The following is a 26690-nucleotide window of genomic DNA, read 5'->3' on the forward strand; positions in this document are numbered from 1 at the left end:
TCGGGTCGAGCGTTCGGACAGGGGTGGAGCCGCTGGTCAGCGGCGCCAGAGGTCGGTGATGGCCAGGCCGCGCTTGGCCAGCTGCGTGCGCAGGACGGTCAGGGAGAGCCCGACGACCGCGGCGGGGTCGCCCTCGACGCGGCGGACGAACGGGGCACCGAGGCCGTCGAGGGTGAAGGCGCCGGCCACGGCCAGCGGCTCACCGGTGGCCAGGTAGGCCTCGATCTCCTGCGGCGTGGGGGTCGCGAAGTACACGACCGTGGAGGCGACGGCGATGTCGCGGCCGACCACGGCGCCGTCCTGGACGTCGAACAGCGCCTGGCCGGTGTGCAGCACGCCGGACCGGCCGGCCATCCGCTGCCAGCGGTCGCGGGCGTCGGCGGCGTCGGCCGGCTTGCCCAGCGGCTTGCCGTGGAACTCCAGGAGGGAGTCGCAGCCGATGACCAGCGCGTCGGTCTCCTGCTTGGCGACCGCCGCGGCCTTGGCCGCGGCCAGCAGGGCGACCTGCTCGGCGACCCGCGGAGCGGTCACGGTCGACTCGTCGACGTTGCTGACGACGACCTCGGGGGCCAGGCCCGCCTGGCGCAGCAGGGAGAGCCGCGCGGGGGACGCGGAGGCGAGGACGAGCCGGCGGTCGCTGCTCACTGCGCGAACCTCCCGGACGCGCGCCAGCCCCCGTGCCCGGGGGCCAGGGGACGCCGGTGACCGTCGGCGTAGGACGCCCACGCGCCGACCGGGGCCGGCCGCCGGCGCTCGCGGCGCTGCGACAGCGCCGCGACGACGACGGTCAGCGCGGCGAGCTCCTCCGCCGTCGGCTCGCCCTTCACCACCCGCAGCAGGGGGCGGGTCGGCTCGCTCTGCTCGGCCGTCACAGCGGGATGTTGCCGTGCTTCTTGGGCGGCAGGGTCTGGCGCTTGTTGGCCAGCACCCGCAGCGCCTTGGTCACCTGGACGCGCGTGGTGGACGGCGGGATGACGGCGTCGACGTACCCGCGGTCGGCGGCGATGTAGGGGTTCGCGAGGGTGTCCTCGTACTCCGCGATCAGCTCGGCACGGCGGGCGTCGGGGTCCTTCGCCTCGGCGAGCTCCTTGCGGTAGAGGATCCCCACCGCGCCCTGGGCCCCGACGACGGCGATCTGCGCGCTCGGCCAGGCCAGGTTCACGTCGGCGCCCAGGTGCTTGGAGCCCATCACGTCGTACGCACCGCCGTAGGCCTTGCGGGTGATCACGGTGACCTTGGGGACGGTGGCCTCGGCGTAGGCGTAGATCAGCTTGGCGCCGCGCCGGATGATGCCCTCCCACTCCTGCGACGTGCCGGGCAGGAAGCCGGGGACGTCGACGAAGGTGATCACCGGGATGTTGAAGGCATCGCAGGTGCGGACGAACCGCGCGGCCTTCTCGCTGGCATCGATGTCGAGGGTGCCGGCGAACTGGGTGGGCTGGTTGGCCACGATGCCGACCGGGCGGCCCTCCACGCGGCCGAAGCCGATGAGGATGTTCGGCGCGAACAGCGGCTGGACCTCGAGGAACTCGCCGTCGTCGACGACGTGCTCGATGACGGTGTGCATGTCGTAGGGGGTGTTCGCCGAGTCCGGGATGAACGTGTCGAGCTCGAGGTCCTCGTCGGTCAGGGCGTCGGGCAGCACCGTCTCGACCGGCGGGACGTCGAGCGCCGGCAGGGGGTCGAGGTTGTTGCTCGGGAGGTAGGACAGCAGCGCCTTGACGTAGTCGAGGGCGTCGGCCTCGTCCTCCCCGAGGTAGTGGGCGACGCCGGACTTCGTGTTGTGCGTCCGGGCGCCGCCGAGCTCCTCGAGGGTGACGTCCTCGCCGGTCACCGTCTTCACGACGTCGGGCCCGGTGATGAACATCTGGCTGGTCTTGTCGACCATGACGACGAAGTCGGTGAGGGCGGGGGAGTAGACGTGCCCACCGGCCGCCGGTCCCATCACGAGGGAGATCTGTGGGATGACCCCGGAGGCGTGCACGTTGCGCTGGAAGATCTCGCCGTAGAGGCCGAGGGAGACCACGCCCTCCTGGATCCGCGCGCCGCCGCCCTCGTTGATCCCGATGATCGGGCAACCGTTCGTCATGGCGAAGTCGAGGATCTTGACGATCTTCTCGCCGTAGACCTCGCCCAGGCTGCCGCCGAAGACGGTGACGTCCTGGGAGAAGATCGCCACCGGCCGGCCGTCGACCGTGCCGTACCCGGTGACGACGCCGTCCCCGAAGGGCCGCTTGGCGTCCATGCCGAAGTTCGTCGACCGGTGCCGGGCGAACTCGTCGAACTCGGTGAAGGAGCCGGGATCGAGCAGGGCGTCGATCCGCTCGCGCGCGGTCATCTTGCCCGCGGCGTGCTGCTTCTCGACGGCGCGCTCGGAGCCCGCGTGGGTGGCTTCCTGCACGCGACGCTCGAAGTCGGCCAGCTTCCCGGCGGTCGTGTGGATGTCGATGTCGTCGGGGACGTTCTCCCCGGCGCTCTCCAGCTCGGCGGCGCTCACGGGCCGTAGCGTAAGGGACCCCCCGGAACGGCGTTGCCCGGCTCCGGCGTCGCGGGCCCCGGGCCCGGAGAGCCCTGGTTCAGCGGGCGCCCGCCGCGCTGAGCTGCCGCGTCTCGGCCGGCTGGTCCTCCTCGGGGGACTCGCCGGCCCCGGTGGACGGTGCGACCGCGTCCTCCGGGGCGGGGGCGCCCACGACCGTGTCCGGGCGGCGGCGGGCGATCAGCCAGTAGGCGAGGGCGACGAGCGCGGCACCGACGAGTCCCACCGCGATCGCGCGGCGGGACATCGGCCCCTCGGCGCCCAGCACCGCGGTGACCGTGCCGACCTGCACCCAGGACCCGTCGTAGGACATGAAGGGGACGTAGGTCAGCAGGCAGTGGACGACGCCGGCGGCGGTGACCAGCGCCGCGGCCCACGGGCGCCGGTCCGCGAGCCAGGCCATCGGCAGCGCGAGCGCGACGAGGATGACCACGTGGGTGCTGTGGTGCACCACGGTCGTCGACGGCCCGAACATGACCATCGCCCAGATGAGCACGCTGAGGACGCTGGCGCCCAGCAGCAGCACGACGCGCGCGGCGAAGCCGTCGCGCGGGCGGCCGCGGACGGCCCCGAGGACGACGGCGGCGATCACCGCGGCGACGGCCAGCCACCCGATCCCGATGGCGCCGGAGAACGTGAAGAACTCCGCCGCGCGGTGCGAACCCAGGTCGAGGTCGTGGAGGCCGATCCCGCGCCAGGGGCCCATGCTCAGGGGCATCGTCAGGTTCGCCCACTTGTTGGCGAGGACGGTGTCCCAGCCGGCGTCGGCGTAGGCGGCGGTCACCTGGTCGACCACACCGCCGTCCGCGGGGTCGGGGTAGCCGATGTTGGCCAGGTGCCAGAACAGCAGGCGGGTGCCCGGCGGGTCGTAGAACTTCTGGTAGAGCACCCAGGGCAGGTAGGCGGCACCGGAGATCGCGACGGCCGCGCCCGCCGCGCGGAGGGTCAGCGCGCGCCGGCGCCACAGCAGGACGACGAGGACGATCGGGACGGCGAAGAGGGCGGCGCCGTGGGAGAGCAGCCCGAGGACGACGAGCACGCCGGCCAGGCCGAGCCGCTGCCAGGAGAGCCGGCTCCCGGTGGACGAGTGCTCGACCAGCACCGCGAGCGCGGCCAGCACGAAGGCCGCGGAGATCAGCTTCGGCCACGTGAAGACCGTGTTCACCAGGACCGTGCCGGTCATCGCCGCGAACAGCATGCCGGTGAGCACGCCGCGGGCCCGCCCGCCGAGGGCACGGATCAGGATGGCGATGCCGGGGAGCCAGGCGAACTGGGCGACGACGCCGGCCGAGAACCCGGCGGCGCTGCGCGTCAGCCCCAGCCGGCCGGTGATGTCGTGCGCGAGCAGCATGAGCCCGGTCTGCAGGGGAGGCCGGTCGCTGCTCTGCCACCCGGCGAGGAAGGTCCGCGGGTCCTCGCCGGCGGCCAGCTTGTCGGCGAACAGCTGCGGGATCTCGTTGTCGATGGGCAGGGGGTGCGAGAAGCGCGAACGAGCCAGCTCGAAGGGGTCGCGAACGGTGTCCCAGAGGCCGATCAGGGCGACGGTGACGACGGAGATGCCGAGCAGCATCGCGACCGCGGGCAGCACCGAGACCAGCGCGCGCCGGGTCTCCGCGGAGCGCCGGCAGGAGATCGCGACCACGACGGCGGCACCCAGCAGCGCGGCCGAGCCCAGGAGGCGGCCCGCGAGGGGGGACAGCAGGTAGGCCCAGAAGACCGCCCAGCCCACGATGCCGAGCGTCGCGAGACCGAAGGCCGTCGCCAGCACGGGGCCGACCCTCGGGCGTCGCGCCGCGAGGCAGAAGCCGGCCGTGCCGATGAGGGCGTACGCGAGGCCGGCGACCAGCGCGCCCACCATCAGTCCGTTCACCACTGGACGTTCCCCCGTTGCTGCCGTGTGCCGAGTCGGGCGCGCGGGACCTCGTCACTCGCCGGACCTTCACCGAAACGGTATCGGGCCGATACACCTGCCGGCGTGCGTCGTGGGGGCGGAGGCGCGCGTGTGACGGGAGGAGCGGACGAGTCGTCCGTGGCCGTCCGGCGGGCGCCGTACGGTGAGGCCGTGTCCTCCTCCTCGTGGTCGGACCTGGAGCGCCCGGCGCTGGACGCCCGGGCGCTGACCGCTGCGCTGACCCGGGACGCCGGGCTGTGGCGGACGCTCGAGGTGGTGCCCGAGGTGGGGTCCACGAACGCCGAGCTCGTCGCCCTGGCCGCCGCGGGCGAGCCGGAGGGGGTGGTCCTCGTGGCGGAGCACCAGGTGGCCGGCCGCGGGCGGCTCGACCGCTCGTGGACCTCGCCTCCCCGCGCCGGGCTGACCGTCTCCGTCCTCCTCCGGCCGGACGTGCCGGCGGCGCGCCGGGGCTGGCTCCCGCTGCTGACGGGGGTCGCGCTGGGCGAGGCGGTCGGGGAGGCGAGCGGCGTCCGGGCGTCGCTGAAGTGGCCGAACGACCTGCTGGCCCTCGACGGGCGGAAGCTCGCGGGGATCCTGGCCGAGAGCAGCGGCACCGCGGTCGTCGTGGGGGTCGGCCTGAACGTGTCGACCACGGCGGCGGAGCTCCCGGACACGGGGACGTCCCTGTCCCGGGTGACCGGTGCGACGGTGGACCGGGCCCCCGTGCTCCTCGCCTTCCTGCGCGCGCTGGAGCGGCGCTACCGGCGCTGGACGGCGGCGCTCGGTGACCCGGTCTCCTCGGGCCTGGTGGCCGACTACCTCGCGTGGTCGGCCACGGTCGGCACGGAGGTCGCCGTCAGCCTTCCGGACGGCTCCGTCCTCGAGGGGACGGCGACCGCGGTCGACTGGGACGGGCGTCTGGTCGTGTCGACGCCTGAGGGCGTCGTGGAACTCGCGTCGGGGGACGTGCGGCACGTGCGGCAGGGGCGCGCCGGGGCGGGGTGACCCGCGAGGCGCCTGTGACTGACGGGGCGCAGCGTGCCCGAAGCGTGTCGTCGTCCCGCCAAATCACAACGCTGCAAGTAGCGTTACCGATCGGTCACAACCAGTGATAGTCGGTAGGCAGGGGCAGCACGTGAAGTCGAACGGCGAGACGGGCATCAGGAACGAGATCCGGCCCTTGACCGGTCTGCGCGCCGTCGCCGCGGCCTGGGTGGTCGTGTACCACTTCTGGCTGCTGACCCCGGGCGACGCCTGGGGGGGCGTCGTCGTCCACGTCCTCCCGCTGGTCCAGTCGGGCTGGCTCGGGGTGGACCTCTTCTTCGTCCTCAGCGGCTTCGTCCTCTGCCACACCTACTCGGCGAAGCTCGGCCCCCGGCCGGGACTCGGCGCGAGCCTCTCCTTCTGGTGGAACCGCCTGAGCCGGGTGTGGCCGCTCTGGGCCGTCGTGACGGTGCTCTTCACCGGCTGGCTCGTGGTCAAGCACCTCACCATCGGTGGCGACCACCTGCACGAGGTCTTCCAGCCCAGCGTGGGGGTGCTGCCGCTGATCGAGCAGCTCCTGATGGTCCAGGTCTGGAGCCAGCCGCAGTCGTGGGCCAGCGGCGCGGTCGGTCCCGGCTGGTCGCTGAGCGCCGAGTGGCTGGCCTACCTGGCCTTCCCCGTGCTCGTCCTCGGGTTGCACCGGGTGCGCCGGCTGCCCGCGGTGGTGCTGGGCTGCGGGGCCGTGCTGGCGATGACGCCCTACGCCGTCACCTCCCTCGTGTCGGACGACGGCCACGTGTTCGCGTGGAACTGGCTCTACCGGATCGCCGGCGCCTTCGTGGCCGGTGCCCTCGTCTCGCTGTGCGTGCGCACGATCGAACGGACCGAGCGCGTGCGTCGCGCGGCGTCGGTCCTGGCGGCCGCCGTGCTCGCCCCGGTGCTGGTCATCCTGTGGTGGGCCTCGATCCACGGTGGGGAGGTCGCCGTCGTCGTCGTCCTGTTCCCGGTGCTGATCGGCGCCCTCTCGCTCGCCGACGCCGGGCCCGCCCGCTTCCTGAGCAGCTCCTGGATCAACCTGGCCGGGCGCTTCTCCTTCGCGCTCTACCTCGTGCACCAGTGCGTGTTCGAGGTCTTCTGGACGGCCATGGACGAGGTGCCCGGTCTGGCGGCCGGCTCGGAGCTCGTCGCCCTCCTGCTCCCGCTGGTCCTGGTGCTTCCGGTCCCGGTCGCCTACCTCGCCTGGCGGTACGTCGAGGAGCCCGCGCGGCTCGCGATGCGCCGCATGGCCGAGCAGCGGCGCCGCAGGTCCGCGCCCGCCCGCTCGGACCGCGCGGCCGCCGCCTCGCGCCCCGTCGCGGAGCCGCTGCCCATGCAACGGCGCGGCACCGATTCCACGACGCACGACGCGGACACCGTCCTCGCGTCCCGCTGACGTCCATCCTCGGCGCATGGCCTATCCCGACAAGCTGCTCGTCGACGACGAAGAGGTCGTCCGGCACCTGCACCCGCACTGGACGACGCTCTTCTGGCCCGTCGTCCGCCTCCTGCTCCTCGTCGGCGCCACGACGTTCGGCCTGGCCGCGATCCCGGACGGGCGGCAGCAGGGCATCCTCCGGATGCTGGTCCTCGCCGTCGCGGTCGTGCTCCTGGTCCTGCTCCTGGTCCCGCTGCTCCGCTGGCGGACCACGCACTACGTCGTCACCACGCACCGGCTGCTGTTCCGGGAGGGGATCCTCGCCCGCCGCGGTCGCGACCTCGGCCTGTCCCGGATCACCGACGTCTCCTACCGGCAGACGCTGTGGGAACGGATCATCCGGTCCGGGACGCTGACCATCGAGTCGGCGGGCGACGGCGGGGCGACGGTGCTCCGCAAGATCCCTGACAGCGACGGCGTGCAGCAGCTCCTCAACCACATGATCGAGGAGGACGCCGACCGCCGGGCCCAGGAGAGCGCCGGCTACGTCGGTGACCACCGCGACGACCGCACGTGGCAGGCGCGGGACACCGCTCCCCAGCCGTACCTCTGACCCCGCCCGGTCCTGTGACCGGTCCGTCACGGCGCGCCTCGGCCGGTTCTGTCGGTGGCGCCGCCTACCTTCCGGCCATGCGCCTGCTGCACACCTCCGACTGGCACCTCGGCCGGACGTTGCACGGCACCGACCTGCTCGCCGAGCAGGAGGCGGTGCTGGGCGGGCTCGCCCGCGTGGTCGCGGAGGAGTCGGTGGACGTGGTGCTGGTCGCCGGTGACGTCTACGACCGGGCGGTGCCCTCCGCCGACGCGACGGCCGTCCTCGACCGCGTCGTCGGTCGCCTCCTCCGTGCCGGCGCCGCGGTGGTCATGACGCCCGGGAACCACGACTCCGCCCGGCGGCTCGGCACCTTCTCCGGTCTGCTGTCGGCGGCCGGGCTGCACGTGCAGGCGTCCACGACCCGGCTGGACGAGCCCGTCCTGCTGGCCGACGAGCACGGCGAGGTCGCCATCTACGGCCTGCCGTTCCTCGAGCCCGAGGTCGCCCGCCACGAGCTCGGCCTCGAGGGCGGCCGCAGCCACGAGGCCGTGCTCGGGGCGGCCATGGAGCGGGTCCGCGCCGACCTGTTCCTGCGGCCCGGAGCGCGCTCCGTCGTCCTGGCGCACGCGTTCGTGGGCGGGGGAGTGGCCAGCGACAGCGAGCGCGACATCTGCGTCGGTGGGGTGGACCTCGTCCCGTCATCGGTCTTCGCCGGGGTCGACTACGTGGCGCTGGGCCACCTGCACCGGCCGCAGACGCTGTCGCCGCGCATGCGGTACAGCGGCTCCCCGCTCGCGTACTCCTTCGGCGAGGCGGGCCAGCAGAAGCAGGCCTGGCTCGTCGACCTCGACGCCCACGGGCTGGGGGAGGTCCGCCCCGTCGTCCTCCCCACCCCGCGCGAGCTCAGCGTCCTGACCGGGACCCTCGAGGAGCTGCTCGCCGACCCGTCGCACTCGGCGGTGGAGGACCACTTCGTCTCCGCCCGGCTCACCGACGCCGTCCGTCCCGCGGACCCGATGCGCCGCCTGCGCACGCGGTTCCCGCACTGCGTCCACCTCGAGTGGGCCGGTGCCGGGGCCGTGGCCGACGGGCGCAGCTACCAGGAGCGGCTGCGCGGCCGCAGCGACCTCGACGTGGCCGCCGAGTTCGTCGGCCACGTGCGGGGCGTGGGCCCCACCGCGGCGGAGCGGGAGCTGCTGGCCCTCGCGCTGGGCGCCGCCGACCGTGCGGAGGTGCGCCGGTGAGGTTGCACCGGCTGTCCCTCACGGCCTTCGGCCCGTTCGCCGGCACGGAGGAGGTCGACCTCGACGAGGTGGGCCGCGACGGGCTCTTCCTCCTCTGGGGTCCCACCGGCGCGGGCAAGACGACGCTGCTCGACGCCGTGGTCTTCGCGCTGTACGGCACCGTCCCCGGCGCCCGGGGCGAGGAGAAGCGGCTGCGCAGCGACCACGCCGACGCGGCGGTCCGCACCGAGGTCGCGTGCGAGCTGACCCTCGGTGGGGAGCGGCTGCGCGTCACCCGGCGGCCGGAGCAGCAGCGGCCGAAGAAGCGTGGCGAGGGCATGACCACCGAGCAGGCCAGGCTGACCGTCCAGCGGCTCACCGACGGTGGCTGGGAGCCGGTCAGCACCCGCATCGACGAGGGGTCCGAGCACCTCCGGACCCGGCTGGGTCTCGACGTCCACCAGTTCTGCCAGGTCGTCCTCCTGCCGCAGGGCGACTTCGCGCGGTTCCTGCGTGCCGAACCCGAGCACCGCGGTGAGCTCCTGCGCACCCTGTTCGACGTCGGGCGCTTCGCCTCCGCCGAGGACTGGCTGGCCGAGGAGCGCGCGGCCGCCCGCGAACGGGTGACCACGCAGAAGGCGCGGGTCGGGGCCCTGCTGGCGCGGGTCGCCCAGGTGGCCGACGTGGACGTGCCGGAGGAACTCGCTCCCGAGCTGGTCGGCGGGGGTGGCGGCGCATCGATCGGCCCGTGGGTGGACACGGTGCGCGCGACGGCGGCCCAGCGGTTCGCGGCGGCCGTCACGGACGCCGAGCAGGCCGCCGAGGGGGCCGCCCACGCCGACGCGGACCTGACCGCGGCCCGTGCGCTGGCCGACCGGCACGACCGCCGGGACCGCTCGCTCGCCGAGCTGGCCGCCCTGACGGCGCGGGAGGCCGAGCTCGCCGCGGTGCGGGCCCAGCGGGATGCCGGACGACTGGCCGAGCCCCTCCGGGACTGCCTGGAATCCGCCGGCCGGACCGCGCAGGCGGCCGAGCTGGCGGCCACGGCCGTCGAGCGCGCGCGGGCGGCCTGGGACGAGGTCGCCGAGGGCAGGGAGGCCACCGACGACCTCGTCGGCGAGCTGCGGGACGCGGCGGCGCACGCGCGGGCGCTGCTGCCGGAGGTCGCCCGGGCCCGCGACCTGCGCCGCCGGATCACCGTCCTGGAGCGCCGGATCACCGAGCTGACCGACGGCTGCGACGAGGCGGCCCGGATCGCGGAGTCCTGGCCGCGGAGGCTCGCGGAGCAGGAGGACCGGGTGGCGTCGGCGCGGACCGCCGGTGTCCGTCTCCCGGCCGTCCGGGACGCGTGCGCGGTGGCGGCCGCGGCCCTCGAGGCGGCGCGGGCCGCCGAGGTGCTGGAGGCGGGGCTGGTCGCCCGGCGCCGGGACGTGCAGGATCATCGGGTCGCGTGGTCCGACGCCCGCGAGCACTGGCTGGATCTGCGCGCCCAGCGGCTCGACGGCATGGCCGCCGAGCTGGCCCTGCAGCTCGCCGACGGCGCGGACTGCCCGGTCTGCGGCGCCACCGAGCACCCGCGACCGGCCGCCCACACCGGGCCGGTGGTCACCGCCCAGGACGAGCAGGCCGCGCACACCGCCGCCGATGCCGCGGAGAAGGCGCTGGCAGCCGCGTCGGCGGAGCTCGACCACCGGGAGCGCGAGCTGGTCAGCCTGCGGGCGAAGGCCGGGACCGATCCGGTCGAGGAGCAGGCGGCGGCGCTCGACCGGCTGGCGTCGTCCGCCCGGGAGCTGGAGCAGCTCGCGGGGACCCTCGTCCCGGCGGAGGGGCGCCTCGCTGCGCTCGCGGCGGAGCGCGAGTCGTCCGCGGCACGCCTGGCAGCGGACCGGGAGGAGCTCACCGCCCGGACCGCCGAACGGGACTCGCTCGCCGCGGCGCTCGCGGAGCTGGAGCTGCGGCTCACGGCTGCCCGCGGGGGCGACGCGGATCTCGCCGCCCGGGTGGCCCGCCTGACCGATGCGGCTGCGCGCTGCGCGGCTCTGGTCACGGCCGTCGCCGAGGAGTCGCGGGCGCGGGACGCCGCGGCAGCCGCCCTGGAGGTCGCCGAGGAGCGCGCCGCGTCCGCCGGCTTCGACGACGTGCTGGACGCCGGGACGGCGCTGCTCGACGCCGGCCGGCTGGCCCGGCTCGACCGGGAGCTCGACGGGCACGACCGGCAGCTGGTGCTCGTGCGGGCCCGGCTGGCGGAGCCCGAGCTCACCGGCCTGGACGAACGGCCCGACCTCCCGGCCATGGACGAGCGCTGCGCCGCGACGACCCGACGGCGGGAGGTCGCGGTCGCGGAGCTCGAGCGGGCCCGCCGCTGCGCCGGGTCGCTCGAGGACCTGGCCGGCGACGTGACCGCGGCGGAGATGGAGCTCGCGGAGCTGCGCGCGTGGGCCGACCAGGTGACCGCGCTGGCCGACCTCGTCAACGGCAGGGGGTTTAACGCGCTCCGGATGCGCCTGCAGTCCTTCGTCCTCGCGGCGCGCCTGGAGCAGGTGGCCGAGGTCGCCAGCGCGCGCCTGCTGGAGATGTCCGGAGGGCGGTACACGTTCCTGCACAGCGACGCCCAGGGCCGCCACGGTGCACGGGGTGGGCTGGGCCTCGACGTCTTCGACGAGCACACCGGCGTCCGCCGCGCGACCAAGACGCTGTCGGGCGGGGAGAGCTTCATGGCCTCCCTCGCGCTGGCGCTCGGGCTGGCCGACGTGGTCACCTCCGAGAGCGGCGGCGTGCAGCTGGACACCCTCTTCGTCGACGAGGGCTTCGGCAGCCTCGACCCGCAGTCGCTCGACGCGGTCATGACGGTGCTGGACGAGCTGCGCCGCGGCGGGCGGACGGTCGGGGTGATCAGCCACGTCGAGGAGCTGCGCATGCGGATCCCGACGCGGCTCGAGGTCGTGAGCGAGCGGCACGGCTCGCGGCTCGCCGGGTGACGTGACCGGATCGAGGCGCCGAGCCCGCGGGTCAGACCTCCTGGCGCACGGGCGCCGCGGAACGGCGCACCGCCTGCTGCTCCCGGTAGGCGACCGCCGCGGGGGCGTCGTCGGCCACGAACACCCACCGCCGGTAGGCGAGGAAGCGGATCACCGTCCCGGTCGCGATCGCCCCCACGTTCACGGCCTGGAGGACCAGGGCGCTGTCCTGGCCCAGCACGTCGTGGGCGACGGCGACCGCGACGACCCCGACGGCGAGGGTCACGCCGTTGACGACGAAGAAGATCCCGTACTCGCGGCGCAGGCCGGTGTGCGCGCGGTGCGAGAACGACCACAGCCGGTGGCCGAAGTAGGCCACCGTCATCGACACGAGCGCGGAGACGGCCTTGGCCGCCACGGCGGCGGTGCCCGCCGCCGCGTACAGGAGCTGGAAGACCCCGACGTCGATGACGAAGCACACGGCGCCGACGACCCCGAACATGCCCATCTCCCGGACCAGCAGCCGCCAGTCGCGGCGGGCGCCGGCGGTCGTGCCACCCCGTGCAGGCATGCCGCGATGCTAGGCGGCCCGGGCCCGTCCCGGGACCCGTTCCAGCCGGCGCCAGGGGTCCCAGGTGGTTCCTGTGTGACGAATGGGTGCGGTGAGCCGAGGTCCCCCGAGCAGTCGCTCGCAGCGCTCCCGCGTGCATTAACGTGGCGCCCGTTGTGACTGTCGAATCCCCCGTGAGCGCCGGCCGGGACACCCCGGGGACGCTCGTCCGCTACGTCGCCGTGGGCGTCCTCAGCCTGGTCGTCGACGCCGGGACGCTGTGGCTCCTGTACGACGGCGCCGGCACCTCCCTGTGGCTGGCGACCACCGCGGGCTTCTGGCTGAGTTTCGCCGTCAACTTCCTGGCCAACAAGTACGTCACCTTCGGTGCCCGTGCCCACGGTGCGCGGCAGCTGATCCGCTACTGCGTCCTCGTCGGCCTGAACTACCTGGCCAACCTGGGCATCGTCGCCGGCCTGGTGGCCGTCGGCCTGCCGGCGGTGGTCGCGAAGGTCATCGCCGTCGCCGTGCTCAGCATCGTGAACTTCATCGCCTACAGACAGTGGGTCTTCCGTGAGTGATTACCGGGTCCATCCCACCGCGATCGTCGAGGACGGCGCGCAGATCGGGGCCGGTGCCTCCATCTGGCACCACGCGCACGTGCGCGCGGGTGCCGTGATCGGACCAGGCTCGGTCGTGGGCAAGAACGTCTACGTCGACGCCGGTGCGGTGGTCGGCGCCCGCTGCAAGATCCAGAACAACGTCTCGGTCTACTCGGGCGTCGTGCTCGAGGACGACGTCTTCGTCGGGCCCAGCGCGGTGTTCACCAACGACCGCTTCCCGCGGGCCTTCGGGGCCTGGGAGGAAGTGCGCACGCTCGTCCGGCGCGGGGCCTCCATCGGGGCCAACGCGACGCTGCGGTGCGGCATCGAGCTCGGGGAGCTCTGCACGATCGCCGCCGGCGCGGTCGTCACGCGCGACGTCCGGCCGAACGAGTTGGTCGCCGGGAACCCGGCCCGCACCCTGGGCTGGGTCGACGTGCATGGTGAAGTGGTCAGCCGGGATGCGGAGCGTCCGCCCTCGCTGCCTTTCGGGGGAATCGATCAGCAGGAGGAGCCTTCATGATCCCCATCTCCAGTGTCGCGATCGGCACCGAGGAGGAGGAGCTCGTCCTCCAGGTCCTCCGGTCCGGTCGCCTGGCGCAGGGACCGATGGTCGAGAAGCTGGAGTCCGAGTTCCGGGCGTGGTCCGACGCCGAGCACGTGATCGCCGTGTCCAACGGCACCGTCTCCCTCGTCGCCGCGCTGGAGGCCCTCCAGCTGCCCCGGGGCACGGAGGTCGTCACCAGCCCGTTCACCTTCGTGGCGACGGTCAACGCCATCCTCGAAGCCGGTCTCGTGGTCCGCTTCGGGGACATCGACCCCGCGGACTTCGCGCTCACCCCGGAGTCGGTCGAGGCCGCCGTGACCGAGCGCACCTCCGCCGTCATGCCGGTCCACCTCTACGGCCAGGCCGCGGACATGACCCGGTTGATGCCGCTCGCGGAGGCGCGCGGCCTCGCCGTCGTCGAGGACGCCGCCCAGGCGCACGGGGCGAAGATCGACGGCCGCCGCGTCGGCTCCTTCGGCGTCGGGTCCTTCTCCCTGTACGCGACGAAGAACCTCATGTCCGGTGAGGGTGGTCTGGTCACGACCAACGACGCCGCGGTCGCCGACCGGCTGCGGCTGATCCGCAACCAGGGCATGCGGGCCCGGTACCAGTACGAGCTGGCCGGCCACAACTTCCGCATGACCGAGCTCCAGGCCGCCGTCGCCCTCCCGCAGCTGTCCCGCCTCGAGGCCGGGACCAAGCGGCGGGTCGAGAACGCCCGGCGCCTGACCGAGGGCCTGGCCGGCATCCCCGGTCTCGTGCTCCCGGCCGTCGCCGAGGGGCGCGAGCACGTGTGGCACCAGTACACGGTGCGCATCACCGAGGAGTCGGGGACCACCCGCGAGAAGGTCGCGGACCGGCTCACCGAGAGCGGCGTCGGGTCGGGCTTCTACTACCCGCGCCCCGTCTACGACTACGACTGCTACCGCGACCACCCCGGCGTCATCGTCGAGGACCACCCGGTCACCGAGCGGGTCAGCCGCGAGGTCATCTCGCTGCCCGTCCACCCGGCGCTGAGCGACGGCGACGTCGACACCGTCGTCCGTGCCGTGCGGGGTGCGCTCGATGTCGACTGACAGCGGACGCCTGCGCCTCGGTGTCATCGGCTCCGGGATCATGGGCACCAACCACGCCCGTGTCGCGTCGGCGATGTCGGAGCTCGACCTGGTCGCCGTGTACGACGCCGACCGGAACCGCTCCGAGAACCTCGCGACCGGCTTCGGCGCCACGGCGGCGGCCGACATCGCCGAGCTCGCCGGCATGGTGGACGCGGCCGTGGTCGCCACCCCCACCGAGTTCCACGCGCCGATCGCCCACCAGCTGATCGAGGCCGGTGTCGACGTGCTCGTCGAGAAGCCGATCGCGCCCGACGTGGAGACCGCGCAGCGGCTGGTCGACGCCGCCGAGGCGGCGGGCCGGGTCCTCATGGTCGGGCACGTCGAGCGGTTCAACCCCGCGGTGCTGGAGCTCGGTTCGCTGCTCGACGACGTGATCCACATCGACGCGCGCCGGATCAGCTCCTACTCGCCGCGCATCCGGGACGACGTCGTCATCGACCTCATGATCCACGACCTCGACCTGGTCACGATGATCGCCGGCGGGGCCGCGGCGGAGGTCATGTCCGTCGTCCGGGCGCCCCGCTCGGCGTCGGCCGACATCGCCTCGGCACTCGTGGCCTTCGAGAACGGCATCACGGCGTCCCTGACCGCCAGCCGCGTCGGCCAGAACAAGATCCGCCAGATCGACCTCACCCAGGCGGAGAACTATGTGACGCTCGACCTGCTTCGCCAGGACGTGACCGTCCAGCGCGTGCAGCAGTCCGAGTTCTCCTCCGACCACGGCCGCCGGTACCGCCAGATGGGGGTCGTCGAGGTGCCGTTCCTCGAGCACCGCGGCGAGCCGCTGGCGCTGGAGCTGCGCCACTTCGCCGAGTGCGTCACGAACCGCGCGACCCCCCGGGTCACCGGCCAGGACGGTCTGCGGGCACTGGACCTCGCGCTGCGCGTGGCCGCGGCGCCGATCCGGTAGGACCGACGATGTACCGCAACCGCTCGATCGCCGCCGTGGTGCCCGCCTACAAGGAAGAGGCGCTGATCGGCACCGTCATCACGACGATGCCGGACTACGTCGACCACATCGTCGTCGTCGACGACTGCTCGCCCGACCGGACCTCCGAGGTCGCCCGCGCCGTGGGCGACCCCCGCGTGACGGTGATCCGGCACGAGGTGAACACCGGCGTGGGCGGCGCCATCATCACCGGCCACAAGAAGGCCGGAGAGCTCGGCGCCGACATCGACGTGGTCATGGCCGGCGACGCGCAGATGGACCCGAGGTACCTGCCGGACCTGCTCGAGCCGATCATCGAGGGCGGCCTGGGCTTCGCCAAGGCCAACCGGTTCTTCTCGCTGCAGTCGTTCCAGAGCATGCCGCGGTACCGGATCTTCGGGAACATCATCCTGTCGTTCCTGACCAAGCTGGCGTCGGGCTACTGGCACCTCTTCGACCCGCAGAACGGGTACACGGCGATCACGCAGGACACCCTGCGCCGCCTGCCGCTGGACCGGATCGCCTCGCGCTACTCGTTCGAGAACGACCTGCTGATCCACCTCAACATCCTGCGAATACCCGCCATCGACGTGCCGATCCCGGCCGTCTACGGCGAAGAGGTGTCGAGCATCAGCCTCAGACGGGTCATCCCCGAGCTGATGCGGCTGCTCATCTTCGGGTTCTGGCGCAGGTTCTTCTTCAAGTACGTGCTCTGGTCGTTCTCACCCATCGCGCTCTTCGTCCTGTCGGGGCTCTTCCTCAGCCTCTTCGGCACGGGGTGGGGCATCTTCGTCATCGTCAACACCCTCGGCCCGCCGGTGGCCTCGGCGGGATCGGTCCTGCTCTCCGTGGCCCCGCTGCTCGTCGGCGTGCAGATGCTGCTCTACGCACTGATGCTCGACATCCAGGAGAGCCCGGACAGCCCGATGACGATCGACTACCGGCGCATGGCGGAGGCCGCGGCCACCGCCACCGCGGAGGCGCGGGCTGCCGCGGAGCTGGAGTCGCGCACGGTGCTGAGCGGACCGGCGGCCGGCGGCACCGCCGCTCCCGAGCGGACCCAGGTCTCCGCGAACAGCACGGCCGGTGCCCACGGCGCCGGTCCGGCCCCGGGCGGCCCGGCGCCGGCGACGCCCGCACCTCCGCCCGCACCTCCGGCCGAGCCGGGGCAGCCGGACGGCTGACGGCGCCCGGCGCACTGCCGACCGCGACGCCCCTCCTCCCGTCCACGGACGGGGGAGGGGCGTCGTCGTCTCCCGGCGGCTCCATGGGGCATGGGGACCGGTGCCGTCGGGTGAGCTGCTCCGCCCGGGCCCGCCGGCGGGACGGGGGCGTGGGTCCCGGCGGCGCCGGTGGGAGCCGCGCCGGCCGGACCGGCGTCAGGCGGGGATCGACGCGGGGGTGTCGACCGAGCGCCGCGGCACGGGGAGCACCCGTCCGGTCGTCGTCGCCGGAGCGGGGCGCCTGCGGCCCAGCCGACGTCCCAGGCCGATCGAGGGCACCTCGACGAACCGGTAGGTCAGCTCGCTGACCGCGATCGTGAGCGCCACCCAGAGCAGCGCGGTGAGGACCGGACCGCCGAGCGGGGGGACGGCCGCCAGCACGAGCGCCTGCATGAGGTACACCGAGAAGCTGATGGTGCCCAGCCGGCGCAGCAGCGCCGGCACGGGCCGGTTCCGCAGCAGCATGCCGGCGACGACGACGGCGTAGGCGCCGAGCCAGGCCGTCAGCATCGCGAGGAAGGCGGGCGTCCCGGCCTGGGGGCTGCCCGGGATCGCGGCGGTGAGCAGGAGCGCCCCGGAGCCCATCGCGGCCACGACGCAGGTCGTCAGCGTCGCGAGCCCGACGTCGCCGCGGTGCCAGCGGTAGAAGACCGTCCCGGTGAACATGGTGGCCACGCAGAAGGCGCCGGTCGGCGGGGTGGCCGACAGCAGCGGTCCCGCACCCAGCGCGAGCGCGACGCACAGCGCGGACGCGGCCAGCGACAGCTCCGTGCTGCGCCGGTGTAGGCCGAGGAGGAAGAGCACCGAGAGGGCGGCGTAGAAGAGCAGCTCGAAGGCCAGCGTCCAGTAGGCGACCAGCACGTTCGGCACCCCGAGGAGCAGCTGGAACATCACGGTGTTGGCCAGCCACTGACCCGAGGACATCGGCACGGCCGGCGTGAAGACGCCGACGGCGGCGAGGACGGCGGCCGCCCCGAGGCTCAGCCAGTACAGCGGGAAGAGACGGAAGAACCGGCTGCGCCAGAACGAGGTGACTCCACGGAGGCGCCCGTCCCGGCCGCCGCGCTCCAGGCTGGCGGGGATGATGAACCCGCTGCACAGGAAGAAGACCATGACGCCCATCTGACCCAGCAGCAAGCGGGTCTGGGTGAACTCCCCGAACGCCGGGAACAGGCTCTCCCCGACGTGCTGCACCAGCACCAGGGCGACGGCGAGACCCCGGAGCCCGTCCAGGAAGCCCATCCGCTGCGCGGACGATCGCGCCGACGTCGAGGTCACGCTGAGTGTCGACACCGTCACCGCTGCAGGCTAGGTGTGACGGGGGAGTCCACCCCGGCAGGCGGGCGGAGCGGACCCAGGATCTAGCCTCAGGAACCACCATGACCACAACAGTCGACAGCCGCACCGGCCTGCCGGTCGTGGCCATGGTCGGCGGGGGCCAGCTGTCCCGCATGACCCACCAGGCCGCGATCGCCCTCGGGCAGTCGGTCCGGGTCCTCGCCGGCAGCGAGGCCGAGTCCGCCGCCCTGGTCGCCGCCGACGTGCAGATCGGTGCCCACGACGACCTCGCGGCGCTGCGCCGCCTGGCCGAGGGCGCCACGGTGCTGACCTTCGACCACGAGCACGTGCCCACCGAGCACCTGCACGCCCTGCAGGCCGAGGGGCACCGCATCGCCCCCGGTCCGGCCGCCCTCGTGCACGCCCAGGACAAGCTCGTGCTCCGGCGGGCGCTGGCCGACGCCGGCGAGCCGCAGCCGGCCTGGACCGAGGCGCACACCGTCCACCAGGTGACCGCGTTCGCCGACGAGGTGGGCTGGCCGGTGGTGCTGAAGACCCCGCGCGGCGGCTACGACGGCAAGGGCGTGTTCGTCGTCGACGGCCCCGACGAGGTGGCCGACCTCCTCGAGCGGCACGGCACCCTCCTGGTCGAGGAGCGGGTGGCGATGGTGCGCGAGCTGTCCGCCCAGGTGGCCCGGTCCCCGTTCGGCCAGGTCGCCGTGTGGCCGGTCGTCGAGACTGTGCAGCGCAGCGGGGTCTGCGCCGAGGTGCTCGCCCCCGCGCCGGATCTCCCGGAGGCGCTGGCCACGGCGGCCCAGGAGCTCGCCATCCGGATCGCCGACCGCCTGGGGGTCGTGGGCATGCTGGCCGTCGAGCTCTTCCAGACCGACGACGGCATCGTGGTCAACGAGCTGGCCATGCGTCCGCACAACTCCGGTCACTGGACCATCGAGGGTGCCCGGACCAGCCAGTTCGAGCAGCACCTGCGCGCCGTCCTCGACTACCCCCTCGGCTCGACGGAGATGACCGCACCGGTGGTTGTCATGGCCAACGTCCTCGGTGGGGTCGCGTCCGCACCCGACTGGGCCGGGCCGGCGCTCGACGAGCGGGTGCACCACTTCATGGCGCACTGGCCCGACGTCAAGCTGCACTGGTACGGCAAGGGCCAGCGCTCGGGACGGAAGCTGGGCCACGTCACGGCGCTGGGCAGCGACCTCGACGAGGTGCGGGCCCGGGCGGTCGCCGCCGCGCGCTACCTCGCCGACGGCGTCGTGGACCCGTCGTTCGCCTTCGACGAGCACCACTGAGGAGCAGCGTGACCGACCCGAGCGACACCCCGATCGTCGGCATCGTCATGGGCAGCGACTCCGACTGGCCGACGATGGAACCGGCAGCCCTCGCGCTGGAGGAGTTCGGCGTCGCGTACGAGGCGCACGTGGTGTCCGCCCACCGGACCCCGCGGCGGATGCTCGACTACGCCGAGTCGGCCGCCGGGCGCGGCCTGCGCGTGATCATCGCCGGTGCGGGCGGGGCGGCCCACCTGCCGGGGATGGTCGCCGCGGCCACGCCGTTGCCGGTGATCGGCGTCCCGCGGTCCCTGAGCAGGCTGGACGGGATGGACAGCCTGCTGTCCATCGTGCAGATGCCCGCCGGCGTGCCGGTCGCGACGGTGAGCATTGACGGCGGCCGCAACGCCGGCCTGCTCGCCGTCCGGATCCTGGCCGCCTCCGACGACGCCCTGCGCGGGGCGGTCGAGCGCTTCCAGGCCGAGCTGGCCGAGTCCGTGGTGGACCGCGACACCACCCTTCAGGAGCGGCTCGCCTCGGACGGGTAGGGGTTCCGGGCTTACGATCTACCCGTGGGTAACAACGCTGGGCTCTACGCCCTCACCGAGGAGCACGAGGCGATCCGCGAAGCGGTCCGGGACATCGCCGAACGGGAGATCGCGCCGCATGCCGCCGAGGTGGACGCCGAGTCGCGTTTCCCGGTCGAGGCGCAGAAAGCGCTCACGCAGGCCGGGTTCCACGCCACCCACATCCCCGAGCAGTACGGCGGCGAGGGCGCGGACGCCATCGCCACGTGCATCGTCATCGAGGAGGTCGCCCGCGTCGACGTCAGCGCCTCGCTCATCCCGGCGGTCAACAAGCTGGGCTCGATGCCGATCATCCTGTCCGCGTCCGAGGACGTGAAGCAGAAGGTGCTGCCCTCGATCGCCTCCGGCGAGGCGATGATCAGCTACGGGCTCTCCGAGCGGGAGGCCGGCTCCGACGCCGCCGCGATGAAGACCCGGGCCCGCCTCGACGGCGACTCCTGGGTGCTCGACGGCACCAAGGCCTGGATCACCAACTCCGGCGTCTCCGAGTGGTACACGGTCATGGCGGTCACCGACCCCGGGAAGGGCGCCAACGGCATCTCCGCCTTCGCCGTCCACCGCGACGACCCCGGCTTCGCCGTCGGCCCCAAGGAACGCAAGATGGGGATCAAGGGATCGCCCACCTGCGAGCTGTACTTCACCGGCTGCACGATCCCCGCCGACCGCATCATCGGGGCGCCCGGTACCGGCTTCAAGACCGCGCTGCGGACCCTCGACTTCACCCGGCCCACGATCGGCGCCCAGGCGGTCGGCGTGGCACAGGGCGCGCTGGACGCGTCGGTCGCCTACGTCAAGGAGCGCAAGCAGTTCGGCACCAGCATCGGCAGCTTCCAGGGCGTGCAGTTCATGCTCGCCGACATGGAGATGAAGATCGAGGCCGCGCGTCATCTCGTCTACGTCGCGGCCGCCGCGGGTGAGGCCGGCCGGCCCGACGTCACCCGGGTGTCGGCCTCGGCCAAGGCCTTCGCCTCCGACGTCGCGATGCAGGTGACCACGGACGCCGTCCAGCTGTTCGGCGGCGCCGGCTACACCCAGGACTTCCCCGTCGAGCGGATGATGCGCGACGCGAAGATCACCCAGATCTACGAGGGCACGAACCAGGTCCAGCGGTTGGTGATCGCGCGCAGCCTGCTGCGCTGACCGGTCCCGGTCCGCCTCAGGCGGCGCCGAGCACCCGGACGCCGTCGATCCGGACGCCGAGGCTCGCGGTGACCCGCTCCTCCTGGGCGCGGCCGGCCAGCCGCTCGGGCCGCGGGTCCCGGCAGAGCACGACGGAGGCCCCGGCCGCGAGCGGCATCAGCAGCCAGGCGACCGGTCCGGCCTCCTCCGCAGCCGCCCCGTCGACCAGCACCCGGTCGCCGGCGGCGAGGGCGCAGCGGCCGGCCAGTTCCTGCGCCGCGGCGACCAGGCTGCCCAGCGAGAGCTCGAGCCCGCCTGCCGCCAGACCCGGGGACCCCGGCTCGGGGGCGTCGTAGGGGGAGAAGTGGTCCCCGTGCGTCCGGACCTCCAGGGCGAAGTCGCGGGCGGGGCCGACGTAGCCGGCCATGCCGGCACCCAGGGGGTGCAGCGAGAGGCCCACCAGTTCCGGGGTGCCGTCCCCGGCCCCCTCGCCGAGGGCGTCGGTCACGGCCTCGAGGCGGTCCTGGGAGACGAGGACGACGTCCACGTCGGCCAGGGCCCCGACGTCCTCGCCGGCGGTGCTGACGACGCTGCCGCCGCAGCTCCACACGCCGAGCAGGACGGCGGCCGTCTGCCAGTGCGGGGGGAGGAGGACGGCGACCCGGCTGCCGCGGCCGACGTCGAACTCGTCCTGCAGGAGGTTCGCGGTCTTCGCGACCCAGTTGGCGAGGGTGGCCGCCGACAGCTCGACCCGCTCGCCGGCCGGGTCGTCGTACCACGTGAGCAGGGGTGCCGCGGGGGCGTCGCGCAGGGCAGCAGCGAGCAGGTCCGCGGGCGTCGAGGCGGCGGGAGGCACCCGTCCAGCCTGACATGCCGGTGCCCGCCCGCCGTCGGCGGACGGGCACCGGGCTGCGTCAGTTGATGCAGGTGACGTCGGCCGCCGTGCGGGCGTCCTCGCCCAGCACCGGCTCCACCGGCTCCGGGGCGGTGACCGGCTGGCCGACGCCGTTGAAGTTGGAGCCGATGACCAGCTCGAGGGTGCCGGGCGTGGGCTCGTCGGCCTGGGCCGTCGTCGCGCCGGGGATCGAGGCGGCCAGCGTGTTGGCCAGCGCCTGGTCGCCGGCGGCGTACCGGATCTCGGTGCCGGTGTACTGGCTGCTGTCGGCGTTCCCGGTGCTCGTGACCACGTACCCCTCGGCCTCGAGCGAGGCCGCGGTCGAGGAGGCCAGGCCGGAGATGCCCGACCCGTTGTAGACGGCGACCGAGACCTCGCTGGGGGCCACCGTCTCGGGTGCGGCCGGCTCCGACGGTGCGGCCGGGGCCTCGGGCTCGGCGGAGAGGTCGGCGAAGAACGCGTGCAGGGCGTCCTCGTCCTCGAGCCGGAGGATGTAGCGCCCGGCCTCGTCGGTGTCGTCGCCGACGTAGGGGACGGTCTGGAAGTCGACCGACCCCGCGGTCACCGACTGCATCTGCGTGGCGAGGCCCAGCAGGTCCATCGTCTGGTCCACCGTCAGCGCGTCCGCGGCGGCCTGGACGAGCTGGCGCTGCTTGCCCAGGTCGAGCAGCACGTTCTCGCTGAGCATCTTGCGGACCATGCCGCCGATGAAGGTCTGCTGGCGGATGATCCGGTCGAAGTCGCCGCGGGGGAGCCCGTGCCGCTGGCGGACGAACGCGAGCGCCTGCTCGCCGGTGATGGTCTGGACGCCGGCGGGGAGGTCGACCCCGGAGTAGCCGTCCTTCGCCGGGGCGCAGAGGTTGACCTCGACGCCGCCGACGACCTCGGAGAGCTGGAAGAAGCCGAGGAGGTCGACCTCGGCGTAGTGGTCGATCTGCAGACCGGTGAGGCCGCTGATCGTCTGGATCAGCAGCTGGGCGCCCGAGGACTGCCGCTCGGCGTCGGTCGCGTTGTCGGCAGCCTCGTACTGGTAGCCGTAGGCGTAGGCGGCGTTGAGCTTGTCCCAGCCGTACCCGGGGATCTCCACGTAGGAGTCGCGCGGGAAGGAGACGAACGACGCCTTCGACCCGTCCGCCGGGACGTGCACCAGGATCATCGTGTCGGTGTTGATCCCGTCGTGCGCCGTGGTGTTGAGCACGTCGAGCTCGTCCTCGGTGGCGCTGGCCCGGCTGTCGTTCCCGACGAGCAGCAGGTTCATGGCCTCGCCGTTGCCGATGCCCTCGTTGCCCTCGGTGGGGATGGCGTCGGTGCGGTTCACGCTCGCGTCGGCCACCTGACCGAGGTACCAGCCCCAGCCGCTCGCGGCGAGGACGGCGACGGCGACGAGCGCGCTGAGGGCGCGGGTGACGCCGGCCGCCCGGGCCCGTCCGCTGCGCCGCTGCGGCTCGCCGGTCGGGGCGTGCCCGCCGCCGTCCCCGCCGCCACGGCGGGCCGAGGGGCGACCGGCGCGCGGGTCGAGCCGGGCGGGCAGCGGGGGCCGCTCGGGGTCGTGCGGGTGGGAGCTGGTCACGTGCGGGTCCTCACGTAGGGCCGGCCTGCCCGGGCGGAGCGCGAGAGCTCGGCGTCCGGTGGCGGAGAGTCCTCACGACGATACGACGTGCAAGCGCCCGGTCCGTGGACGTCGGGCGAGGTCGACGGCACACGAATGCGGTTCCGTCACACCCTCCCCGCGCGTGCCCCGGCGGCCGGTGCCGGTCCCGTGCGGACCCGCCGGGACGGGTGGGACGCGTGGGACAGGAGACGTCGATGGTCACGATTCGTGCACAAGTCGATACCGGATGCGGCGTGGCGGGTGCGAGCATCACTGTGCGTTAGCGACCCTCGACGAGGCGTGGTCCTTCGCAAGGGGAACCACCATCGATCGGCAACGAAGGGCACTGACGTGTTGACGAGAAGGGCAGGCCTGCTGCTCGCCGGGACGGCCGCAGCCGCGGTCGCTGCGGTCGTGGCCTGGCAGGTGACCGGCGACGGCGGGACGGAGAACGGTGATCCGGCCGCGGCATCGACCAGCGCGGCTCCGATGCCCAGCGTGCCCAGCGACGCGGCCGGTGGGGCCGCCAGCGTGCTGACGCCGGACCCGATGTCGGGTCAGACCCTGGCGACCGACGACCCGGTGGTCGTCACGACCCGGGAGTCGCCGGTCAGCATCACCTTCTACGGCTGGGACCCGGTGACGCAGCAGGCCCAGGCCGGCGGTTACGTCGCCGGGGTCGTCGAGGACGGCGGCACGTGCACCCTCACCCTCCGCCTCGGGGGCCAGACCGTGACCGGCACCTCCACCGCGCGACCGGACGCCGCGTCGACCGCCTGCGGCGCCGTCGTCGTCCCGGGTTCGCAGCTCGGGAACGGCGCCTGGGAAGCCGTCCTGTCCTACGAGTCCCCGCAGCACGTCGGCTCGTCCGACCCCGTCACCATCGAGGTCGCCCGATGAGCCGCGTCCACCTGTCCCGTGTGCTGGTCGGGGGTCTGCTGGCGCTGGTTTGCGTCCTGACCGGTCTCGTCTCGCCCGTCGCGCCCGCCCCCGACGGGACGAGCCTCGGGACGCCGGAGCTCGAGGTCGCCGCGGACACGTCCATGTTCCGGGCCGGGAACATCATCAGCGACGCCGTCTTCTACGACAGCGCCTCGATGAGCGTCGGGCAGATCCAGTCCTTCCTGAACGCCAAGGGCGCGTCCTGCCGGCCGGCGGCCGACGGGACGGCGTGCCTCAAGGACTACGTGATCGCGACCCCCACCCGTGCGGCGGACCGCTTCTGCACGCGCCAGTACGACGGCTCCGGGGGCGAGTCCGCGGCGACGATCATCGCCAAGGTCGGCGTGGCCTGCGGGATCAACCCGCGCGTGCTCCTGGTGACGCTGCAGAAGGAGATGGGCCTGGTCACCACGTCGTCCCCGACGGCGAAGTCCTACACGCGGGCCATGGGCTACGGCTGCCCGGACACCACCGGCGGCACCTGCGACAGCACCTACAACGGGCTGTTCAACCAGCTCTACACGGCCGCGAAGCAGTTCCAGCGCTACGCCGCCAACCCCACGGGCTACGGCCACGCGCCGCGGATGAACAACTACGTGCGCTGGCACCCCAACTCCGCCTGCGGCAGCTCGGTCGTCTACATCGAGAACCAGGCCACGGCGAGCCTCTACAACTACACGCCGTACCAGCCGAACGCGGCCGCTCTCGCGGCCGGCTACGGCGCCGCCAGCGACGGCTGCTCCTCCTACGGCAACCGGAACTTCTGGAACTACTTCACCGACTGGTTCGGCAGCACCCAGACCCTGGGCCGCGACGTCGACGCCCCGGGCGGAACGCTGGACAGCGCCGTCGGCGGCCCCGGCAAGGTCACGGTCGGCGGCTGGACCTTCGACCCGAACGCGCTCACCACCCCGCTGGGCGTCCACTTCTACACCGACGGGGTCTTCGCCGGTGCCCTGACCGCGGACCAGTGGCGCCCCGACATCGGTGCCGCGTTCCCCACGGCAGGTGCGGCGCACGGCTACCTCGGCACCTTCCAGGCGCCGGAGGGGGTGCACACCATCTGCGCCTACGCGATCAACGTCGGGGCCGGCTACACGAACACCCTGCTGGGCTGCCAGACGATCAACGTGGGCCCGCCGCCGAACCCGGTCGGCAACATGGACGTCCTCAAGGTCTCCGGGCGCACCCTCACCGTGGGCGGCTGGACGTTCGACCCCGACGCCCTCGGCTCCCCGGTGGCCGTGCACCTCTACGTCAACGGCCAGTGGGGGACCGCCCTGACCGCCGACGCGTGGCGCCCGGACATCGCGGCCGCGTTCCCCGCAGCCGGCGGCGTGCACGGCTGGAACTGGTCGCTGGACCTCGGCGGACCGGGCAGCTACCAGGTGTGCGCCTACGCCATCAACCAGGGGGAGGGCACGACCAACCCGCAGGTCGGCTGCCTGACGGCGACCGTGGACGCGAGCAGCTGGAACCCGCTGGGCAGCATCGACTGGGCGGGCCTCAGCGGCCGCACGGTGACGCTGACCGGCTGGGCGCTCGACGCCGACACCCCCACGACGGCGACGGCCATCCACGCCTACGTCGACGGCAGGTGGGGCGGCGCCTACGAGGCCGGCACCTACCGGCCGGACGTCGGGGCGGCCTTCCCTGGTTTCGGTGACCAGCACGGCTTCCAGATCCCGATCGACCTGCCGGGCGGCACGCACCAGGTGTGCCTCTACCTGATCAACAGCGGGTACGGATCGATGAACCCGTCGCTCGGGTGCCGGACCGTCACCGTGGACCCGGCCGCCTGGAACCCGTTCGGCAACCTCGAGTGGGCGGCGTCCGACGGCACGACCGCCACGCTCGGCGGCTGGGTCATCGATCCCGACGTCCAGACCTCCGGCGTCATGCTCCACGTGTACGTCGACGGGATCTGGCGGACCGAGGTGCGGGCAACCGACTCCCGGCCCGACGTGGGGGCGGCCTTCCCGGCCGCGGGGGCCAACCACGGGTTCACCACGGGTGTCGTGGTCGGGCCGGGCCGGCACCAGGTGTGCGTCTACTCGATCAACGTCGGCCTCGGCACGACCAACCCCCTGATGGGCTGCCGCACCGTCGGCTGACCACTGGGGACGACGCCTCCGGGGCGCGGTGCCGAGAGGCGCCGCGCCCCGGAGTCGTTCCGGGGCCCGGTTGCCGGAGATGGCGTCGCAGCACAGCTCGCGTGCCAGTTCCACCATCTCTGGACCCGGGTGGGCCACTGCGTGATGTCGCCGAGGAAGTCCCCGACGTCCGGGGCGCAGGCAGTCAGCTGGGCCGGTCGCGCCGGTGGGAGCTCGTGGCCGGCGGCGAGGGCGCGGACGAGCTGGGCGGCCGAGGACCCCGATCGCGCTCCAGCTCTGCGAGCGCGACGAGGACCGCCCTGGGCAGTTC

At 73.5% G+C, this 26690-nt stretch carries 23 protein-coding genes; 15 read left to right on the top strand and 8 right to left on the bottom strand.

All coding sequences use genetic code 11. The features are described 5' to 3' along the window. Positions 1-36 precede the first annotated feature (36 nt). The 4 genes from DCS98_RS20630 to DCS98_RS23750 form a co-directional block, all read right to left on the bottom strand. Positions 37-645 carry a Maf family protein gene (locus DCS98_RS20630; protein WP_116453356.1) on the bottom strand — a complete coding sequence of 203 codons (609 nt, stop codon included), beginning with the start codon at positions 643-645 and terminating at the stop codon, positions 37-39. Further along, positions 642-872, bottom strand: coding sequence for an acyl-CoA carboxylase subunit epsilon (locus DCS98_RS20635; RefSeq protein ID WP_116453357.1), 231 nt, complete (start codon positions 870-872; stop codon positions 642-644). Before DCS98_RS20635 ends, DCS98_RS20630 begins: the two co-directional genes overlap by 4 nt. Continuing rightward, entirely contained in the window at positions 869-2497 is a 1629-nt protein-coding gene (locus DCS98_RS20640) for an acyl-CoA carboxylase subunit beta (RefSeq protein ID WP_116453358.1), read from the bottom strand. The genes DCS98_RS20635 and DCS98_RS20640 overlap by 4 nt, the downstream gene beginning before the upstream one ends. A gap of 79 nt (positions 2498-2576) precedes the next feature. Beyond that, the gene (locus DCS98_RS23750) at positions 2577-4406 is read right to left on the bottom strand and encodes a hypothetical protein (protein WP_116453359.1); all 1830 of its coding nucleotides are present in this window, start codon (positions 4404-4406) and stop codon (positions 2577-2579) included. Positions 4407-4598: 192 nt separating this feature from the next. Here DCS98_RS23750 and DCS98_RS23755 point away from each other — a divergent pair, with 192 nt between their 5' ends. The 5 genes from DCS98_RS23755 to DCS98_RS20670 all read left to right on the top strand — a co-directional run bounded on the left by DCS98_RS23755 (position 4599) and on the right by DCS98_RS20670 (position 11621). Further along, positions 4599-5432, top strand: a complete 834-nt coding sequence (locus DCS98_RS23755) for a biotin--[acetyl-CoA-carboxylase] ligase (protein ID WP_116453402.1) — start codon at positions 4599-4601, stop codon at positions 5430-5432. A 130-nt stretch (positions 5433-5562) separates the two neighbouring features. Next, positions 5563-6843, top strand: coding sequence for an acyltransferase family protein (locus DCS98_RS20655; protein ID WP_164704682.1), 1281 nt, complete (start codon positions 5563-5565; stop codon positions 6841-6843). A gap of 16 nt (positions 6844-6859) precedes the next feature. Beyond that, entirely contained in the window at positions 6860-7438 is a 579-nt protein-coding gene (locus DCS98_RS20660; protein ID WP_116453361.1) for a PH domain-containing protein, read from the top strand. 77 nt (positions 7439-7515) lie between these two features. Beyond that, complete coding sequence (locus tag DCS98_RS20665) at positions 7516-8664, top strand: exonuclease SbcCD subunit D (RefSeq protein ID WP_116453362.1); 1149 nt, start codon at positions 7516-7518, stop codon at positions 8662-8664. Continuing rightward, positions 8661-11621, top strand: coding sequence for an AAA family ATPase (locus DCS98_RS20670; protein WP_116453363.1), 2961 nt, complete (start codon positions 8661-8663; stop codon positions 11619-11621). The genes DCS98_RS20665 and DCS98_RS20670 overlap by 4 nt, the downstream gene beginning before the upstream one ends. Positions 11622-11652: 31 nt before the next feature. Here DCS98_RS20670 and DCS98_RS20675 read toward each other — a convergent pair whose 3' ends face one another. Next, positions 11653-12171, bottom strand: coding sequence for a GtrA family protein (locus DCS98_RS20675; protein WP_116453364.1), 519 nt, complete (start codon positions 12169-12171; stop codon positions 11653-11655). A gap of 173 nt (positions 12172-12344) precedes the next feature. On the opposite strand from DCS98_RS20675, the gene DCS98_RS20680 reads away from it, so the two are divergent. From DCS98_RS20680 to DCS98_RS20700, 5 genes are read left to right on the top strand one after another with little or no spacing between them, the layout of a single operon-like run. Continuing rightward, positions 12345-12731, top strand: a complete 387-nt coding sequence (locus tag DCS98_RS20680) for a GtrA family protein (protein WP_164704683.1) — start codon at positions 12345-12347, stop codon at positions 12729-12731. Beyond that, a complete protein-coding gene (locus DCS98_RS20685; protein WP_116453366.1) occupies positions 12724-13275 on the top strand; it encodes an acyltransferase in 552 nt (183 codons plus the stop codon). The genes DCS98_RS20680 and DCS98_RS20685 overlap by 8 nt, the downstream gene beginning before the upstream one ends. Further along, positions 13272-14375 (top strand): DegT/DnrJ/EryC1/StrS family aminotransferase, encoded by a 1104-nt coding sequence (locus DCS98_RS20690; RefSeq protein ID WP_116453367.1) that lies wholly within the window; start codon positions 13272-13274, stop codon positions 14373-14375. The genes DCS98_RS20685 and DCS98_RS20690 overlap by 4 nt, the downstream gene beginning before the upstream one ends. Continuing rightward, positions 14365-15327, top strand: a complete 963-nt coding sequence (locus DCS98_RS20695) for a Gfo/Idh/MocA family protein (RefSeq protein ID WP_164704684.1) — start codon at positions 14365-14367, stop codon at positions 15325-15327. Before DCS98_RS20690 ends, DCS98_RS20695 begins: the two co-directional genes overlap by 11 nt. Before the next feature lie 8 nt (positions 15328-15335). Then, the gene (locus DCS98_RS20700; protein WP_116453369.1) at positions 15336-16529 is read left to right on the top strand and encodes a glycosyltransferase family 2 protein; all 1194 of its coding nucleotides are present in this window, start codon (positions 15336-15338) and stop codon (positions 16527-16529) included. 195 nt (positions 16530-16724) lie between these two features. On the opposite strand, the gene DCS98_RS20705 is transcribed toward DCS98_RS20700, so the two are convergent. Further along, on the bottom strand, positions 16725-17867 hold the full coding sequence (locus DCS98_RS20705; protein ID WP_164704685.1) for an acyltransferase family protein: 1143 nt from the start codon (positions 17865-17867) through the stop codon (positions 16725-16727). 80 nt (positions 17868-17947) lie between these two features. On the opposite strand from DCS98_RS20705, the gene DCS98_RS20710 reads away from it, so the two are divergent. Genes DCS98_RS20710 through DCS98_RS20720 form a run of 3 tightly spaced genes read left to right on the top strand, consistent with a single transcriptional unit; the run spans position 17948 to position 20859 of the window. Continuing rightward, entirely contained in the window at positions 17948-19153 is a 1206-nt protein-coding gene (locus tag DCS98_RS20710) for a 5-(carboxyamino)imidazole ribonucleotide synthase (protein ID WP_116453371.1), read from the top strand. An 8-nt stretch (positions 19154-19161) separates the two neighbouring features. Beyond that, positions 19162-19680 carry a 5-(carboxyamino)imidazole ribonucleotide mutase gene (purE, locus tag DCS98_RS20715; RefSeq protein WP_476727147.1) on the top strand — a complete coding sequence of 173 codons (519 nt, stop codon included), beginning with the start codon at positions 19162-19164 and terminating at the stop codon, positions 19678-19680. Between the two features lie 24 nt (positions 19681-19704). Continuing rightward, positions 19705-20859, top strand: coding sequence for an acyl-CoA dehydrogenase family protein (locus DCS98_RS20720; protein WP_116453372.1), 1155 nt, complete (start codon positions 19705-19707; stop codon positions 20857-20859). Positions 20860-20875: 16 nt separating this feature from the next. Here the strand turns inward: DCS98_RS20720 and DCS98_RS20725 are convergent, their stop codons facing one another. Then, positions 20876-21694, bottom strand: coding sequence for a TIGR03089 family protein (locus tag DCS98_RS20725; protein ID WP_116453373.1), 819 nt, complete (start codon positions 21692-21694; stop codon positions 20876-20878). A 58-nt stretch (positions 21695-21752) separates the two neighbouring features. Then, positions 21753-23303, bottom strand: coding sequence for an LCP family protein (locus DCS98_RS20730; protein WP_116453374.1), 1551 nt, complete (start codon positions 23301-23303; stop codon positions 21753-21755). 372 nt (positions 23304-23675) lie between these two features. On the opposite strand from DCS98_RS20730, the gene DCS98_RS20735 reads away from it, so the two are divergent. Then, positions 23676-24224 carry a hypothetical protein gene (locus tag DCS98_RS20735; protein WP_164704686.1) on the top strand — a complete coding sequence of 183 codons (549 nt, stop codon included), beginning with the start codon at positions 23676-23678 and terminating at the stop codon, positions 24222-24224. After that, the gene (locus tag DCS98_RS20740) at positions 24221-26380 is read left to right on the top strand and encodes a hypothetical protein (RefSeq protein WP_116453376.1); all 2160 of its coding nucleotides are present in this window, start codon (positions 24221-24223) and stop codon (positions 26378-26380) included. The genes DCS98_RS20735 and DCS98_RS20740 overlap by 4 nt, the downstream gene beginning before the upstream one ends. The last annotated feature ends 310 nt before the right edge of the window (positions 26381-26690 follow it).

The sequence above is a fragment of the Blastococcus litoris genome (assembly GCF_003075095.1).
Lineage (GTDB): Bacteria > Actinomycetota > Actinomycetes > Mycobacteriales > Geodermatophilaceae > Blastococcus_B > Blastococcus_B litoris.